The 17,236-nt window shown below is 68.2% G+C and carries 11 protein-coding genes and 1 pseudogene; 8 read left to right on the top strand and 4 right to left on the bottom strand.

The annotated features are described in order from the left end of the window. Nucleotides 1–8: 8 nt before the first annotated feature. Entirely contained in the window at nt 9–2,399 is a 2,391-nt protein-coding gene (locus tag G6N54_RS26695) for a CaiB/BaiF CoA-transferase family protein (RefSeq protein ID WP_163793482.1), read from the bottom strand. Between the two features lie 124 nt (nt 2,400–2,523). On the opposite strand from G6N54_RS26695, the gene G6N54_RS26690 reads away from it, so the two are divergent. Then, nucleotides 2,524–3,357, top strand: coding sequence for a FadR/GntR family transcriptional regulator (locus tag G6N54_RS26690; protein ID WP_163793480.1), 834 nt, complete (start codon nt 2,524–2,526; stop codon nt 3,355–3,357). Between the two features lie 17 nt (nt 3,358–3,374). Then, nucleotides 3,375–4,094: an SDR family oxidoreductase gene (locus tag G6N54_RS26685; protein WP_163793478.1), complete on the top strand. Its 720-nt coding sequence runs from the start codon at nt 3,375–3,377 to the stop codon at nt 4,092–4,094. On the opposite strand, the gene G6N54_RS26680 is transcribed toward G6N54_RS26685, so the two are convergent. After that, a complete protein-coding gene (locus G6N54_RS26680; protein WP_163793477.1) occupies nt 4,057–4,935 on the bottom strand; it encodes an LLM class flavin-dependent oxidoreductase in 879 nt (292 codons plus the stop codon). The genes G6N54_RS26685 and G6N54_RS26680 overlap by 38 nt on opposite strands. Nucleotides 4,936–4,994: 59 nt before the next feature. Between G6N54_RS26680 and G6N54_RS26675 the strand changes: the two genes are divergently transcribed. From G6N54_RS26675 to G6N54_RS26650, 6 genes and pseudogenes are all read left to right on the top strand, one after another. Beyond that, nucleotides 4,995–6,071, top strand: coding sequence for an acyl-CoA dehydrogenase family protein (locus G6N54_RS26675; RefSeq protein ID WP_163793476.1), 1,077 nt, complete (start codon nt 4,995–4,997; stop codon nt 6,069–6,071). After that, complete coding sequence (locus tag G6N54_RS26670; protein ID WP_163793474.1) at nt 6,068–7,177, top strand: acyl-CoA dehydrogenase family protein; 1,110 nt, start codon at nt 6,068–6,070, stop codon at nt 7,175–7,177. Before G6N54_RS26675 ends, G6N54_RS26670 begins: the two co-directional genes overlap by 4 nt. Nucleotides 7,178–7,179: 2 nt before the next feature. Beyond that, nucleotides 7,180–8,328: pseudogene (locus G6N54_RS26665) on the top strand (acyl-CoA dehydrogenase family protein). Then, nucleotides 8,325–9,260, top strand: coding sequence for an acyl-CoA dehydrogenase family protein (locus G6N54_RS26660; RefSeq protein WP_163793473.1), 936 nt, complete (start codon nt 8,325–8,327; stop codon nt 9,258–9,260). Before G6N54_RS26665 ends, G6N54_RS26660 begins: the two are co-directional and overlap by 4 nt. Before the next feature lie 73 nt (nt 9,261–9,333). After that, the gene (locus G6N54_RS26655) at nt 9,334–10,833 is read left to right on the top strand and encodes a class I adenylate-forming enzyme family protein (RefSeq protein ID WP_163793470.1); all 1,500 of its coding nucleotides are present in this window, start codon (nt 9,334–9,336) and stop codon (nt 10,831–10,833) included. Nucleotides 10,834–10,866: 33 nt separating this feature from the next. Continuing rightward, nucleotides 10,867–12,294: an HNH endonuclease signature motif containing protein gene (locus tag G6N54_RS26650; RefSeq protein WP_163793469.1), complete on the top strand. Its 1,428-nt coding sequence runs from the start codon at nt 10,867–10,869 to the stop codon at nt 12,292–12,294. On the opposite strand, the gene G6N54_RS26645 is transcribed toward G6N54_RS26650, so the two are convergent. Then, nucleotides 12,291–12,698 (bottom strand): hypothetical protein, encoded by a 408-nt coding sequence (locus tag G6N54_RS26645; protein ID WP_163793467.1) that lies wholly within the window; start codon nt 12,696–12,698, stop codon nt 12,291–12,293. The two genes, G6N54_RS26650 and G6N54_RS26645, sit on opposite strands and share 4 nt — an antisense overlap. Nucleotides 12,699–12,725: 27 nt before the next feature. Then, complete coding sequence (locus G6N54_RS26640; RefSeq protein ID WP_163793465.1) at nt 12,726–17,171, bottom strand: cation-translocating P-type ATPase; 4,446 nt, start codon at nt 17,169–17,171, stop codon at nt 12,726–12,728. Nucleotides 17,172–17,236: the final 65 nt, after the last annotated feature.

The following is a 17,236-nucleotide window of genomic DNA, read 5'->3' as shown; positions in this document are numbered from 1 at the left end:
TTGCCTCCTTATAGGCCCTTGGGGCGGGTTCCGATCACCCCGCTGGCGGCCAGGTTCGCTAGTTCTTCGTCGGTCAGCCCGCACCGATCGCGCAGTATTTCTCCATTGTGCTCGCCCAACAACGGCGGCGGGCGTAGTAGCCACCGGTCCTGACCGGACAACAATGCGAACGGCGGGCGCGGGTATAGGGCTGACCCGATGCTCGAATGCTGCAGCGTCTCGAAGAAACCCCGGTCGCGCAGTTGGGGGTTCTCGGTCACCAACGACGGCGAAACCACCGGCGCGGCGGGAACACCCGCGCTTGCCAACCGCTCCACCGTCGACTCCAAGGGCTGCCCGGCGAACCACTCCTGCAGCCGATGATCGATGTCGTCGGCGCGCTCGCGCCGGGCGGCGGCCGTGGCCAGGTCCTCGTCACACCAGGCCGGTCGCCCCATCACTTCGACGAGCGCCGACCACTGCGGGTCCTCGCGCACGGTGACCGCAATCCAGTCGTCATCGCCGGCGCACCGGTAGAGGTTCTGGATCAACCCGCCGAAACCGCGATTGCCGCGGCGGCTCAACGTCTTTCCGAAGACCTCGGATTCGATCGCCTGTATCGCGGTGGCGTTCAGCACCGTTTCGAGCATCGGCAGCTCGAGCTGCTGACCGGTTCCGGTGCGTTCGGCGAAGTTCAGCGCGGCCAGCACCGCGAAAGCGGCGTGCACGCCGGCCAGCGGGTCGCAGGCGCCGCGGGGCGTCACCGGCGGGGCATCCGGCAGTCCGGTCACCCAGGCCAGCCCGGCGAGCTGTTCCATCGTGGGGGCGAATCCGACTCGTTCGCGCCAGGGGCCGTCCAGCCCGAACGCGGGCATGCGGGCGACGACGAGTTTGGGATTGACCTCGAGCAACACGTCGGCGGTGAGCCCGAACTGGTCCATCACGCGCGGTGAGAAGTTCTCGATCACGACGTCGGCGCCGGCCGCCAGTTTCTTGAACAGACGTCGGCCCTCGTCGCAACCCAAATCCAAAGTGACCGAGCGCTTGTTGGTGTTCATCGCGTGGAATACCCAGCCGTACTCCCACCAGTCGTCCACGTCTTTGCGCATCCCGCCGGAGTACCGAATCCCGTCGGGGCGCTGGATCGACTCGACCTTGATCACCTCGGCGCCGAAGGCCGCCAGCAGGTGGGTCGCCGCGGGTCCGGCCCAGAAGGCGGTCAGGTCGACGATCCTCACGCCTTCCAACGGCATAGTGCCGCGTGTCAGCGCGCGCTCGTGATCTCGTGTACGCCAGGGTGATTCGTCGTTATTGGCGCCCGGGGCGACGGTATCGCCGACCGGAGGCGCCGCGCACGCCGACATCAGCCACGGCGGGCGGGGCTGATGAAAACCGGCGGGGTTTGGCCGGAATACCCTGCGTTCGGTCGCGTATTCCATCTCACGGATCGTGGCGCCGTTGCCCAGCGCCGCGATCGGCAGCCGGAACAGCTGGCCGAGTTCGACGACCTCGGCGACGGTCCGCTGCGCCAGCCACGGCCCGATCTGCTCGCGGATCAGATCGCGATAGCCCCAACGGCCGATCTGAAAACGCAACTGCTCAATCTCTTCTAGCTGCGGGCACTCGACCATCGCCAGGAAGTCGAGCCACTGCTGGCCGGTGACCATGGTGATCCCGACGTAACCGTCCTTGGCCGGCTCGATCGACGGGACTTCGGTGGTGCGGCTGATCGGCGGCACCCGCAGTAGCTGCGAATGCAGCCACTCGCTGCTCTGCATCAACGTCATCGCCTCGAGCATGGACAGGTCGAGATGCTCACCGGGGCCGCCGTGCTCGACGCGGCGGCGCACGGCCAGCGCGCCGAACGCGGCGAACACCCCGCCCATGTACTCCCCCAGGTCGCCGCCGATCGAGATCGGCGGACCGGCCGGGTCGCCGCGGAAACCGGGCGACCCCGCCCAGGCCTGCAAAGTGAATTCGCTGGCGGCGCGGTCGGCATACCGCCCGGTCCAGCCGAAGTCGGAGATCGTGACGACGACCGCCCGCGGCGCATCCGCCAGCAGCTCGCGCGGATCGACGCCCAGCGCCGACGCGCCCGCCGGGCCGGCGGTGAGGATGATCACGTCGGCGGCCGCCAACTCGGCCCGAAATCGCGCCGAGCCCGGCGCAAACGTCATGCTGCGCTTGCCCGCGTTGAGGTAGCTGTAGAACGGCGAGGCCTGGTCGTCCGGCACCGGCGAGCAGGACGCCGAATAACGTCGCAGCCAATCTCCTTGCGGCGGTTCGATTTTGCGCACCTGCGCTCCGACGTCGACCAGCAACTTGCCGCAGTAGCTCCCAGCTATCCGGTCGCTGATCTCGACAACACGCAGTTCATGCAGCGGTGTCGGACGGTCGTCAGACCCCTGGCTCAATTGCATCCGCCCTTCCGATCGACACGCGATCAGAGATGCTATTTATATCATTACTGCTAAAATAGCTAAGCCAGCTGAGTACGCGCGCCGGGTGCCGCGAAGCTCTCCCTGCCGCGACTGCGAGGATTGGATGCCCGCTCTGGGAATTGGTCCCGATGCCCGTCGCCGGTTGTCGGCGCCGAGGATCGCCGAGATCGTAGCCGACGAATTGCGTCGCCAGATCATCGACGGCGAGCTTGCCGACGGCGACCTGCTGCCGCGCCAGGAAGTACTCGTCGAACAGTTCAACGTCAGCCTGGTCTCGCTGCGCGAAGCGCTGCGCATCCTCGAGACCGAGGGCCTGGTCTCGGTGCGCCGCGGTAACCGCGGCGGCGCCGTCGTGCACGCACCCGCCAAGACCAGCGCGGCCTACATGCTCGGCCTGTTGCTGCAGAGCGAGTCCGTTCAAGTCGCCGACCTCGGCATGGCACTGCAGGAGCTCGAGCCCGCGTGCGCCGCGCTGGCGGCTCAGCGGCCGGACCGGGCGGACACCCTCGTGCCGGAACTCAAGCAGGTCAACGATTCCATGGCCGAGCACCTCGACGACGGGCGCCTGTTCACCGAGATTGGCCGCCAATTCCACGATCTCATCGTGCAGGGCTGCGGAAATCACACCATCATCGCGGTCGTCGGCAGCCTCGAGACGCTGTGGAGCAGCCACGAAAAGCAGTGGGCCGACGAGAGCGCGGCGCGTGGCACCTACCCCTCGCTGGCGCAGCGGCGCGCGGTGCTCAACACGCATGTCAAGCTCGCCGAGACCATTGCGGAGGGCGACGTCGACCGGGCTCGGCGCATCGCGGGTCGTCACCTCGCCGATACGCAGACCTATGTGCTGGCCGGTCGGCCGGCGCAACGGATCTATGCGTTGTCGCCGCAGTCTCTTTCTCGTTCGGGGCCACGCCCGCGGGATCTGCGGCAGTCCTAAGGAAGCCACCCATCGGCATGCGAACCGCGTTGGTCACCGGCGGCAGCGGCGGGATCGGAAAGGGCTGCGGGCGCAGGCTTGCCGAACTGGGCTATGACGTGGTGCTGGTCGCGCGGCGCGCGGAGCCGCTGCGCACGGCGGCCGAGGAGATCGGGGCGCGTCACATCCTGGCCGACGCCTCCGATCCCGACGGATTTGCCACCGCGATAAGCACTTTGGAGACGATCGACCTCGTCGTCCATGCCGCAGGGGCGCTCGGCGGAACGTATGCGCGCAAGCAGACCTTCGAGCAATGGCAGACCATCATGTCGGCCAACCTGGATTCGTGCTTCGTGGTGACCGCGGCGGTGTTGCCGCGGATGCGCGCGGGCTCCCGGTTCGTGTTCATCTCGTCGTCGGCCGCGCACGAGCCGATGCCGGCGCGCACCGCCTACTCCGCGTCGAAAGCCGGTATGAACGCGTTCGCCCGCGCCCTGGCGCTCGAAGTCGACCGCGACGGCATCGCCGTGCACATCGTGACACCCGGCCCGGTGGAAACCGAGATGCTGCAGGACGTTCCCTTCGAGATGTACGCGATTCAGATCTCCGACGTGGCCGCGGCCGTCGCCTGGCTGGACACCGTGGACCCGTCGGTCGACCTGCCGGAGATCCGGCTTTCCGCGGTGCAGCGCGGTCCGTATGCCCGACCGCCGGTCGTCCCTAACGAGGCCCGCCGCCGGCGCCAGGGAACGTCTTGATCACCGTTTCGCCGAACTCACGCAGCGACTCCGGGTTCGCGAAATCGGCGAACCACACGTAGAAGCGCTCGACCCGCTGGGCGGCCAGATCCGCGAAGTACTGGATCAGCTCGTCGGCGTCACCACAGACCAGCCCCGCCCCCAGGTTGCCGAATCGACGGGTGCTGAGCTCACGCACGGTGGCGGGATCGGCGCCCGACCGGACGAAGCCGATCATCTGCTGGACCGAAATCCGGGCGCTGCCCGCCGACGGGGCCAGCTTGGGCAACCGGTCGATGTAGTTGGCCTGCAGATTCCACCAATCCGCGTAATTGCGAACGAGTTCCATCATGCAGGGACCGCTGCCACCCAGAACCAGCGGTATCGGGTGGTTGCGCTTCGGCAACTGAACCGCGCCGTCGCCGGCCCCTCCGGCTGCATCGCCCCAGTACTGCCTGATCAAGGCCAAATGGCGGCCGAGCTGCTGAACCCGGGCCACCGGATCCTGCTGACCGACATCGAATCTGGTGAACTCCGCGGGCCAGGATCCGGAGCCGAGGCCTAGGTCGAACCTGCCGTCCGAGGCATCCGAGAGGCTGACGGCTTGCTTGGCAAGCACGGCGGGATGTCGGAACGCGTCGCACAGCACCAGATGGCCGATTCGCAGCCGCTCGGTCTTGGCCGCCACCCAGGTCGCGACGGCCATTGCCTCCCAAATACTTTCGCCGGGCAACCCGGGCGCCTCGAGGTGATCGATGAACGCTATGCCATCGAAGCCAGTGGCTTCGGCATGACGGGCCCGCTCGGTGATGTCACCCACGGACAGCCGCACTTGCGGCAGGAACAGATACCACTCGACCATGCGCCCACCTATGCTCGTCCGCGTCGCTAGTTTACTATCTTTGTTATGTTAGGGGCTTTATGGACGTCGGACTGACTTCGGATCAGCTGTCGCTGCGCGACGCGGTGCGTGGCATCCTGCGTACCGAATGTCCTCCCGATGCCGCCCGTCAGGCCCTGACGGATCCGGAGCGCTGGCGCGCTCTGTGGAAGACCGTAGTTGACCTCGGTTGGACCGAGCTCGCCGCGCCAGCGGGCGGTGACTACGGGCCCGTCGAACTCTCCGTCGTTCTCGAGGAGTGTGGCGCCGCGCTGGCGCCAATTCCGTTGCTCAGCAGCGTCGGTCTGGCCGCGGGTGTGTTGCGGTCGGGCGGTCTGGACGAGGTGCTCACCGACGTCGCCCGCGGAGTTATTGCCACCCTGGCGGTGCACGCCAAGGGATCTCGGCTGCCCGGCCCGCCGGTGACGCTGCGCGGCGGACGCGTGCGCGGCCGAGCGGTCGCGGTCCCCAACGCGTCGCGGGCGGAGTTGATCGTCACGTTGGCCAATTCCCTCGACGGCTACGTCGCGGTGGTGGTGCGCACCGGCGACGGCGTGACGATCACCGCGGGCGAGTCCACCGATCCCGCCCAACCGTTGGCCGACGTCGAGATCGACGCCGAACCCTTGGCCGTCGCGCCCGTCGACCTCGAGTCGGCGTTGACCGCTCCGCTGGTCGCCGTCGCCGCCGATCTGGTCGGCATGGCCGGCGCCGCGCTTAACCTGTCCGTCGGGCACGCGAAGTCACGCCATCAGTTCGGCACGCCGATCGGCGCATTTCAGGGAATCAAGCACGCGCTGGCCGACAACTATGTCGGTGTCGAGCGCGCCCGCAGCCTCACCTACGCAGCCGCGGCGCGCCTCGCCGATCCAAACACCGCACCCGCGGACGCCTGGACCGCCGCGGCACTGGCCAAGGCGGCGGCCGGCGACGCCGCGGCAGTCTGTGCCCGCACCGCGGTCCAGGTGCACGGTGCGCTGGGGCAGACCTGGGAGCACGACGCGCACCTCTACGTCCGGCACGCCTGGCAGGGCGCAGCACTGTTGGGGGACAGTCGCGCGCTCTATCACGAGCTGGGCTGCCGTTTCGCCGGAGACTTCGACGGGATCTCGGCATGACCACCGCATCCGAAGCGGTCGGCGAGTTCGTCGACTGGTTGGCCGCGTTGCTGCCCAACGACTACTACGACAACTACAGCGAATATCGCTGGGACATCCCACTGCGTCGCGACTACCAGCGGGCCGCCTTCGAAGCAGGCTGGCTGCAGCCCACCTGGCCACGCGAACACGGTGGGCGATCGCTGGGCCTGCGCGACGCGATGGAGATGCGGATCGAGGGCGCGGTGCGGTCGGCGCCCAAGCTGCCCAACATTCAGGGGCCCGGCGTCGCCGCGCCCGGCATCCGCCAGTTCGGCACCCCCGCCCAGATCGAACGCCTGCTAGTGCCACTGCTGCGCGGCGACGAATGGTGGGCACTCGGCATGTCCGAGCCGGACGCGGGATCGGATTTCGCCGGACTGCGCACCCGCGCCGAACGCGACGGTGCTGCCTTCCGGGTCAAAGGTCACAAGATCTGGACCACGCAGGCCCACGAATCGCGTTGGTGCACGCTCTATGCGCGCACCGATCCGGATGCGCCCAAACACCGAGGCATCTCCTGCCTGATCCTCGATCTGCACTCGCCCGGCGTGCGCATCGAGCCCATTCGGATGTCGTCGATCTCGGACGAGACGTTCTGTGAGGTCTTGCTCGACGACGTCGAGGTTCCGGCGGAAAGCCTGCTGGGCCCGGAGAACGGTGGTTGGAACGTCGCGCTGTCGTCGCTGCACCATGAGCGCCAGATGATCTGGATCATGAACTGGGTCGAGATCAAGCGCGGGCTCAACGCGGTGCGCAAGGCCGGAGCCGAAGATCAGGACCTTTGCACCGAGCTCGGGTCGCTGCTTGCCGACGCCGAGGCGCTGCGAGCCACCGGATACCGCGCGCTGGGCAACGAGCTGGCCGGACGGCCCAGCCCGGAAGCCGACATTATGAAGCTACTCGGATCGGTTACCTTACAACGGGTTTGGGAACTTGCGGCCGCGGCCGAAGGGCCGCGTTCGGCCAGCGACCCGGATCTGCTGCTCGAACGCCAGGACGCGCTGGCCGCCACCATCTACGGCGGCACGTCGGAGGTGCAGCGCAACATCATCGCCGAGCGACTGCTCGGGCTGCCGAAGGGATAGTGATGGATTACGACCTCGGCGACGACGCCGTCGAACTGCGACACCGCCTGCGCGAGTTGATCGCTCACCACGTACCGCCCGATTTTCTGGGTGCCTGCACAGAGGATCCGCAAGACCTCGCCACCACCGAGACGTTCTGCAAGCTGCTGGCCGTCGAGGGACTGCTGGCCCTGGCCTGGCCGAAAGAGCATGGCGGCGGCGGTGGTTCGGTCTGGCAGCAGACGGTGCTGCGCGAGGAGATGTGGGCCCAGCACGAGCCGCGTGGTCCGCAGTACATGGGCGTCAACTGGGTTGGTCCGGCACTGATGCGTTACGGCACCGAAGAACAGAAGACAAAGCACCTGGCGGCCATCGCCTCCGGTGATGTCATTTGGTGCCAAGGGTTTTCCGAGCCGGAGGCCGGAACCGACCTCGTGTCGTTGCGGACCCGCGCCGTACCGGACGGCGACGGCTGGCGCATCACCGGTCAGAAGGTGTGGACGTCTTACGCGCAGATGGCGTCGTGGTGCGTGCTGGCGACGTGCACCGACCCCGACGCCCCAAAGCACAAGCGGCTCACTCTTTTTCTGATCCCGATGGACCGCAAGGGTTTCACGGTACGGGGAATCCCGTCGATGCTGGGACCGCATCACCTCAACGAGATGTTCCTCGACGATGTGCAGGCATTCCCCGGCGACGTCCTCGGTGAGCCGGGTGACGGCTGGCGGGTGATGCGTGAAGCGCTCGCCTTCGAGCGGGTCGGTATCGCGCGCTAAGCGCGCTGCGAGTCGCTGCTGCACCGGATGCAAAGCGAGCTCGGCGAGAAGTGGGACGAGCTCCCCGAATCGCTTAGGGCCCGGTGGGTCCGGGCACTGGTCGACTTGCGGGTGGCCCGGCTGCTGGCCTATCGCGCGGTGTCGCTGCAGGACGATCCGTCCGCGGGGGCAGCGGCCAGCGCCGCCCGCATCGCCACCACCACGTGCGATCAGCAAGTGGCCGAGTTGCTGTTCGACGTGCTGGGCCCGGTCGCGCTGGACAGCGGGGCGTCGTCGGCACTGCACGGGGCGATCGAAGACCATTGGCGCTACGCGCAAGCGGCCACCGTGGCATCGGGCACCATCGAGGTCCAACGCATGCTGGTGGCCCGGGATGCACTGGGAGAGCACCGATGAAAACCACACTGCCACAGGATATTAGCGACTACGCAACGGTTGCCGCCAAGCGGTTCTACCGGCTGGGCGGGCCGCAGGCCGCGCTGCGCGCCGAGCGAGATCACAGCGTTCGGGACGCGGCCCGCGCCGCCCTGGACGAACTCGGCGCATTCGAGCTCGATGTCCGGTCCGGACCCGACGACCGGCTGGCCGCGGCGGTGCTGTGTCAAACCGCCGGCGCGCACGCGTTGCCCTACCCGCTCGTCGACGAGCTGCTGGCCATCGACGGGGCCCGCCTGGCCCTGATCAATCCCGAGGCGCCGCGGGTCGACCACGGCGATCTGCCCGGTGACTGGGTCGGCGCGGACCTGGACGGTAACCGCTACCGTCTGCAGATCGCGTCGCGCACGAACGCAAAGTTGGGCCCCTTCCTGGTGCCGGCCTCGTTAAGCGCACCCGATGGGATAGTTGCGGCCGCCGACGTTAATCTTCATCTCGTGCTGGGATCATGGTGGATTCTGGGAGCAATGCAGCGCTCGCTGCAGATCGTCACCGACCATGTGCAGGCCCGCATCCAGTTCCGCAAGCCGCTGGCGGACTTCCAGGCCGTCCGGTTCGCCGTCGCGGATGCCTCGGTCGCGGTTCGCGGCCTGTACGAGCTGGCGAAATACACCATATGCCGGCCGGAATCGCTGCCGGTGCAGGTGCATTCCGCCGACGCGCTGGTGCTGCGGTTCAAGGCCACCGACACCGCACGGCAGGTGCTGCGCACCTCCCACCAGTTGCTCGGTGCGCTGGGCTTCTGCGACGAGTCCGACGTCAGCGTGCTCGACCGGCACACCCAGCCGCTGATCCGCCTTCCCCTGGGCACCGAGGCGCTCGGACTGCGCCTGATCTCCGATGTGCGGAACGGCTCTTTCGAGACGTTGTTCAGCGAGCCCGTATCCGCATGACGCGCGCCGGCGACGATGCAGAGCGCAGCGATGAAGTGGGGGCACCTCCCGCTTGCGGGGGAGAGCGGCGCATATGAGCACAGAGTCCGCCACGGCCGGGGTGACACCCAACCCGTTCGAAAACGGAGTGCCGTTCTGCACCAAGCTTGCCAGGCTCGCCGAAGACCAGCGCGACACGGCGGCGGTGACGGTTGTCGCGCTGGACGGCACCGCGGCGGCGCTGACGTTCGGTGAGCTCGACGCCCGGGCCAACCAATGGGGCCGCGCCCTGGCGGCCGCCGGGGCACAAACGGGTTCCCTTCTCGCACTGCCAATCCCGAACTCGGCGCACCTGGTGCTGGCCACGATGGGGTGCTGGAAAATCGGCGCGGTCCCGATCCCCATGCGCTGGGATCTGCCGGAGTGGGAGCGGGATCGGGTGCGCGCGGTGATCGACCCCGCCGTCGTCGTCGACGAGCAGACCCGGTGGGAGCTGGACGCACGCGCGGCCGGCGAGTCCGACGACCCGCTGCCCGAGGCCATCTCCCCTACCGCGAACGGGATCTGCAGCAGCGGATCCACCGGCGTGCCGAAGGTGATCCTCAACCTGGCGCCGTCGCTGTGGATTCCCGAGCAGGGCGAACCGTTCATCACCAACTGGGCACCGGTGCAGATGCCGCAGACCATCATGGTGCCGGCGCCGATGTATCACACCAACGGTTTCGCGACCTTCCTGATGCTGCTCGGCGGAAATCACCTGGTGATACTCGAAACGTTCGATGCCGCATTGGTTTTGGACGTAATCGAACGGCATCGGATCACCAATTTCACCGCCACGCCGACGATGTTGGCCCGCATCGCGGCGCGGCCAGACGTCCGGCAACGCGACCTGTCCAGCGTCGCGTTCATTCTGCAGGGCGCCGCGGTGATGCCGCCGTCGCTGCTGCACACCTGGTTCGAGCTGCTGAGCCCCGAGCGGATCGTGACTGCGTACGGTATGACCGAGAATCTCGGGCTCACCGCACTGCGGGGCGACGAGTGGCTGTCGCACCCCGGCAGCGTCGGACGCGGCTTCCGCGACACCGAGATCCGGATTCTGGATGCCGACAAGAATCCGGTGCCCACCGGTCAAGACGGCGACATCTATCTGCGGGCGCCGATGAGCGCGGGCTACCGCTATCTCGGCGGTGCACCGCCGCTGCCCTCGACCGACGACGGCTTTCGTTCCGCCGGCGACATCGGCCACCTCGACGAGGACGGCTTCCTCTATCTGGTCGACCGCCGGGTCGACATGATCGTCAGCGGCGGCGCGAATGTCTTTCCGGCAGAGGTCGAGTCGGCCCTCGCCGGCCATCCCGGCATCGCCGATGTCGTCGTGATCGGACTCGCCGACGAGCGGTGGGGACGGCGCGTGCACGCGGTGGTGCAGGCCGCCGACGGCGCGGCACTGGATGAGACCCAAGTGATCGAGTACGCCAAGAACCGTCTGGCGCCCTACAAGGCGCCCAAGACGGTCGAGTTCGTCGACACGATCCCGCGCACGGCGGCCACCAAGGTCAATCGATCGGCGATGATCGCCGCCCGGGGCGGGTAGCACCTGTCGGACCCCCGCACCATACTCGAATGTATGTTCGATGCTGGGGCGGCGGAGCTCGTCGATCGAATCCGGGCGGCGTCGCGTGCGGAGAACCAGGCGGCAGGCGCACGGCTCGCGGCGATCGGTGAACTGGATCTGCTGCGGTTGCGCGAGTGCGGGGAACGCGAGTCCTGGGTGAGCGACACCTGGGATGCGATCTCCGCGGAGGTCGCCGCGGCGTTGCACATCAGTCAAGGGCTGGCTTCGAGTTACCTGAACTATTCGCGCGCTATGCGAAACCGTCTGCCGCGCATAGGTGCTGCCTTTATCGCCGGCGACATCAGTTACTCGACATTCCAGGCGATCGTCTATCGCACCGACTTGATCACCGACCCCGAGATCATGGCCGCGGTCGACGCCAAACTCGCGGCGAAGGTGCGACAGTGGCCGTCGATGACCCGGGGCCGACTCAACGCCGCGGTCGATCGAGTGGTGGCCAGGGTGGACCGCGACGCGGTTCGGCGTACCCGCGAGCGGCAGGCGGACCGCGAGTTCTCCCTCTGGGAAGGCGGCGACGGCTTGACCGAGGTCTTCGGCAGACTCGTCACCACCGATGCCCGCGGGGTGGACGCGCGATTGAATGCCTTGGCGCGCACCGTGTGCGAACGAGATCCGCGCACCGTCAAGCAGCGCCGGGCCGACGCCCTGGGCGCATTGGCGGCCGGAGCGGACCGACTGACGTGCCGCTGCGGTCAGCCGACGTGCGTCGCGAGCACGATGCCGGTGCCGAGCCCCGTGGTCATCCACGTGGTCGCCAACCAGTCCACCGTCGACGGCAACGCACCGGAGCCTGGTGTGGTCATCGGCACCGATGTGCTGATCCCCGCCGAGCTGATCACGCAGCTGGCCGAGTCGGCGAAGCTGCAGCAGCTGACGCATCCCGGAGATGCGCCGGCCGAGCGAGGATACGTCCCCTCGCGGGCCCTGGCCGAGTTCGTGCGTTGCCGCGATCTGACCTGCCGATTCCCCGGGTGCGACCAGCCGGCCACCGAAAGCGATCTCGACCACACCATCCCCCACTCCCTAGGGGGACGCACTCACGCGTCGAATCTCAAGTGCCTGTGCCGCTTTCATCATTTGGTCAAGACCTTTTGGGGCTGGCGAGATCGACAGCTACCCGACGGTACGGTCGTCTGGACGGCGCCGTCCGGGCACACTCATGTGACCGCACCCGGCAGCGCACTGCTGTTTCCGGACTTGTGCGCGCCCACTGGTGAGGCGGCCTCGCCCGTGCGACCCGACCGCTGCACCGACCGGGCCGCCATGATGCCGAGGCGGCGTCGCACCCGCGCCAAGTACCGCCACGACTACATCACCGCCGAGCGACGGCGAAACCGCAAGGTGCGCGAACTGATTTCGGCTTCAACACAACTCGACTCATCAGGCCATCCACCAGACGGCGAGCCGCCGCGGTTCTAGATGTGGTGGCCGAAGACGTCTTCCATGACTTCACCGACCGCAGCCAGCGAACGGCTGGAGTGTTGCTTGACCAACACGTGCCCGCCCAGCACGACGAGTGCGATCGGCAGCTCGACCGCGCCGAGCGCAAGCAGCGCGGCCAGTCCCGCGATATAGACAATGTCGTGTTTGTCGGGCCGGTGGAACTTTCCGATGATCGGCAATTCGATCGCCCGTGATTCCAGCTCCCGCAGGGTGCCCAGGGTCCGGGCGCGCTTAGAGTTCGGGTGCGCCTCGGCGTAGGCCGCCCACCGCTGCGCGAAGGTCGGTCCCGACCGCAGCTCTTCCTGTAGATCTTCGTGCAGCATGTCTGCATCGGAACTCGTTGGAGCCGAGCTATTTTGGTCTTGGTCCAGCGTGGTCATGTCAGTCTCTCTCCGTCGTGTCGTCAGTTAACCGGCTGGTGTCAGTTCCAATTTCGGCGCCCGGTCGCGTTTAACGTCGTTGCCACTGTCCATACCCGGGATTTCCTGGGCCCACGTCGTTAGCGAGCCCACCATGTTGGTCAAGACGCTGTCGGCCTCGTTGCCGTACTTCGAGACGCGCTTCCCGATCATCGATGCCATCCGCAGCAACAAGTCCGGCTTGGTGGCCGTGAGCACGGTGAGCGCCACGGCCGGCGCCACACCTTCGATCCACCCCAGTGGACCCAGCGGCACGCAACCGACGAGCTGGCTCAGGCCCGGGGTCGTGATCAGCGCGCCCATCGCGACGAAGGTGCCGACGACGGTGCTGACCACCAGCGGATCGCGTGAATCCAGCAGCGTCTGCCCGAGCTGCGTGGTGACCAAGCCCACCAGACCGACCGTCGACGCACGCTGCGGAGCCGCGCGGGTAAAGGTGGCCAGGCTCCACGAAGCGCTCGCGCCAAGGGTGGTCGCGGCGCCGCGGATGGCGACGGTCTGCATCAGATCGTCCATGTTGATCCCGCGCTCCGACGGCGGTCGCATGTTGCGGACCGCGCTCACCGCAACCGCGGTCGTCGGGAACGCGTCGGTCAGGATGTTCACCAGCAGGATCTGCCTGGCGGTCAGCGGCGCCGTGCCGCGGACCATCGTCCCGTACATGTTGAACGCAACCTCACCGGCGTTGCCACCCAATAACATTCCGACCGCGGCCTGCGCTTGCTGCCACAGCCGGTGACCTTCCTCGATCGCCTCCAGCAGGCTTCCGACGCGGCCTTCGGTCAGCACTACGTCGGCGGCGCCGCGGGCCGGGTCACTGCCGTGCGAGGACACGCCGACGCCCACCGCCGCGGCACGGATGGCGGCGGCGTCGTTGGCGCCGTCGCCCACCATCGCAGTCACGACGCCGGAATTGCTGATCTGCTGGACGATCTGGACCTTCTGCTCGGGTGACATCCGCACATAGATCACATTGGTCTTGACGACCTCGGCCCGCTCTGCGATCGACAACCGCTCCCAGCGCGCGCCCGTGATGATGCAGTCTTGGGGGACGTCGAGCCCGATCTCGCGCGCGATGGCGCGTGCGGTGGCCGGGTGGTCCCCCGTGATCACGCGCACGCCGATGTCCCGTTTGGCCAGCCCGAGCAGGAGTTCCCGCGCGTCCGGCCGCGGCGTGTCGGTGATCCCGAGAAACCCGAGCAGACGTAGTCCGTTGCGGCACAACGGTTCCAGCCCCTTGTCCGCCGCGATCTCGAGTTCGGGGTCCGTCAACGTCTTGTCGGCGACCGCGATCACCCGCAGGCCGCACGTCGCCATCTCGTGGACGTGCGCCAACAGCTCCGCGCGCAGGTCGTCGTCCTGGCCCTCCACGCAGGCCGACAGGACGATCTCCGGGCCGCCCTTGACCGCGAGGGTATCGCCGGCCAGCCCGGCCGCGTAGGCTCGGCCTGCGCGGAACGGCAACTCGCAGTCGCGCTTCGGCTGGCTTCCGGCCCGATTGACGACGGCGGCATCCGTCGCCTGCAGCGGAGCGTGCTCGGTGACCGCCACCGGGGTGGCCAGCGCCGCGCGCTCGAGGATGACGTCCTCGTCGAAACCCGGCTGTGCGGAAACGTTTGTTACCACGAGACGGTTTTCGCTGAGCGTCCCGGTCTTGTCGAAGCAGACCACCTCGACGCGGCCCAGAGTTTCGACCGACCGCGGCGCCCGGACCAGGACGCTCCGCTCGGTCAGCCGCCGGGCCGCCTCACGCTGCGCCAGGGTCGCCACCAACGGCAGACCTTCCGGCACGGCGGCGACCGCACAGTACACGCCGCTGGTTACGGCCTCCTTGATGCCCGAGCCGCGCAGCAACGCGGTGGCGATCACGCCGACGCCACCGGTCAGCGTCCAGGGCAACACCTTTGCGGTCACCGCGGCCAGCTGCGCGTGCAGGCCGACCTCGTCGCGCCGGCGCGGGGCCAGCGCCATGGCCCGGCCCGCGGCGGTCGCGTCGCCGACCGCGACGATCACCGCGCGGCACACGCCACTGAGTACCGTCGCGCCCTCGTAGATCATGCAGGCGCGTTCGGCCAGCGGACGGCCCGGCGTCGGGGCAGGGTTCTTGGTCACCGGCAGCGATTCGCCCGTCAGCGACGACTCGTCGACCTCCACGGCGACGGCGCTCAGCACGCGCGCGTCGGCGGGAACGACCTCGCCGGCCCGGACCTCGATGATGGTCCCCGGCGACAAGTGCTCGGTCCCCACCATCTCGAACTGGTCGCGGCCCGTGATGACGCGGGCGAGCGGCGCCTGGGCGCTGAGCATCTTGTTCAGCTGGCGATCCGAGCTGAGGCGTTGCGCCGCGGCAATCGCAGCGCTGCCCACCAGCACGATCCCGACCAGAACACCGTCCATCGGCGAACCGACGAGTGCGCTCGCCATCGCCCCGGTGGCCAGGATCGGGGTGAGCGGATCCTGCATCTCGTGCCACATCGCCTCGACGACGTCCTTGCCGATGTCCGCGAAACCGGCGGCCAGCGCCTGCATCCGCGTCTTCGGAACCTGGGCCGCCGCGGCGGCTACCGTGTCGGCAAGATTGGACCACAGCGCGCGGATGTGTTCCTGCGCCTGATCCGCGTCCAGCGCATGCCATTCCGTGTCCGACGCCGCGGCCGGATCGGGCCGCCTGGACACTCCTCGGCCGATCGCGTATCCGGGGATCAGCGCGATCGCGGCGGCCGCGATACTCGGCCGCACGCCCGCCGCCCGAACACCCGGCAACAGCGTCAACGAGCCCAAAAGCGTTCCGGCAGCGGCCAACTCGACACCCCGCCGCGCGGCCGACTTTGCCGCCGGGATGGCGCCGACAATCCGGCAGGCAACCTTGAGATCCGGCATCAAGACGTCGGCCGTCCACGCGGGCGCCGCCCGCCCGGCGGGCCAGACGGCCAGCGCGAGGTCCGCGGCCGCGAAGGCCAGTCGAAGGTCGCGCCCGACGACGGCGACGATCCTTCCGTCAGCCTGCAATTGCCGGACCGCACCGTAGATAGCGAGATCTACGTCGTCGTCCTCGACGGGCAGCAGTTCGTCGAACGTCCCGCGCAGGTGCCCGGCATCGGCCTTGTCCACCGAAATGAGCTTCAGATCGGCGGCACGCGCGGCCGCCATCAGCGGTTTGGCATAGGGATCCGCGTTGCGCGCCACCACGACCTCGAGGTCGCGCAGCTCCGGCAACTGGTGCGCGGGCGACAGCGAGCACCCGGTGTGCACGCCGGCACCGAGCAGACCGTCGTTGACATCGTTCTGGGCGCACTGCCACACCTTGGTGCGCAGTTCCCCGTCCACGCCGCTGATCTCGGCGACGCGCAGCGTCTCACCGATCAGCACCGCGGGCTCGACAATGAGCACGTCGACACCGTCGAGGCGCCGGATCGCGTCGGGCCGCATCACCAGGGTGTGGTGGTAGCGGTTCAGGCCGGCGCAGAACGTGGTGGCGAACGACTCGCGGGCATAGTTGAGCGCGCGCGGCGCGGCGACGATGACCGCCTCGCTCGCCAGTGCGGCCCCGCCGCTGACCGTCAGCGCAATGGCGCCGGCCAGGCCCGCCGCGGTTGCTGCGCGGGCGTAGTTCTCCGATGCCGTGTCCGGCACGGGCCGAGGCCGTCGCGTCTGGGGATACGCTTCGCACTCCGCGCTGAGCGCCAAATGAGGTTCGTGCTCATTCCACGCCTCGACGGCCGACAGCGCTTCTATGAGGCGCAGGCTCCGAAGGCACATGTCGGCGGCGATCACCGACGGGGTGTGGCCGAGCGACTGCGTGATGGCAGTGCCCAACGCGAGCAGCGCGTCGGCGCGCCCACGGCCCAGGGCCCGCTCGAACACCCGGCGCACGTCGGGCTGCGCCTCGGCGAAAGTCGTCGCGGCGGCGAAGGCGCGCGGCAGCCTGGGCATCCGTGTCACCTGAAGGAATGTCGTCACACCCAGCGACAACGCCTTGGCCCCGAGCAGACTCATCCGATTGACGACCTCCGCGCCGTCCCCGGGAATGTCGATCACCGGCAGCCGGGCCGGTGATCGCGTTTCGAATTCGGATAGCTCGTCTGGCTCGGGTCTCTCGGTGAAGGCCCGCTCGATCGCCTCCACCATCAGGGCCAAATCGTCTACTGTCGGTCCGTTTTCGTCGATGTCCACGATCAGGCGCGAGAGCGGCCAGTTCACCTGGGTGCGTGCGACACCGGTGGTGCTGCCGATCGTGTCCTCCAGGACGGTCGCGTACTCGGACAACCGATCCTCGTCGGGCATGCGCAGCTCGATCCACCCCCGGCCGTTGCCGGCCCAGCGGCGGCGGGGACGGTCCCCGCCCACCAACTCAGCTGCCGCGGCCACGCCGCCTGCGACCGCCCTTCGAAGCCCCGAGACGATCGGCCCGATGACCATATTTGTGCTTTTCACTCTCTCCCGATAGTTAGCTTCGACATGGCAGATTCACGCAGCAGACTCGTCGAAGTAGTACGTGC

Origin of the sequence: Mycobacterium stomatepiae (genome assembly GCF_010731715.1) — a bacterium.
Lineage (GTDB): Bacteria > Actinomycetota > Actinomycetes > Mycobacteriales > Mycobacteriaceae > Mycobacterium > Mycobacterium stomatepiae.
The sequence above is the reverse complement of the archived record's forward strand: the minus strand, read 5'-3'. Positions and strand labels throughout refer to the sequence as shown.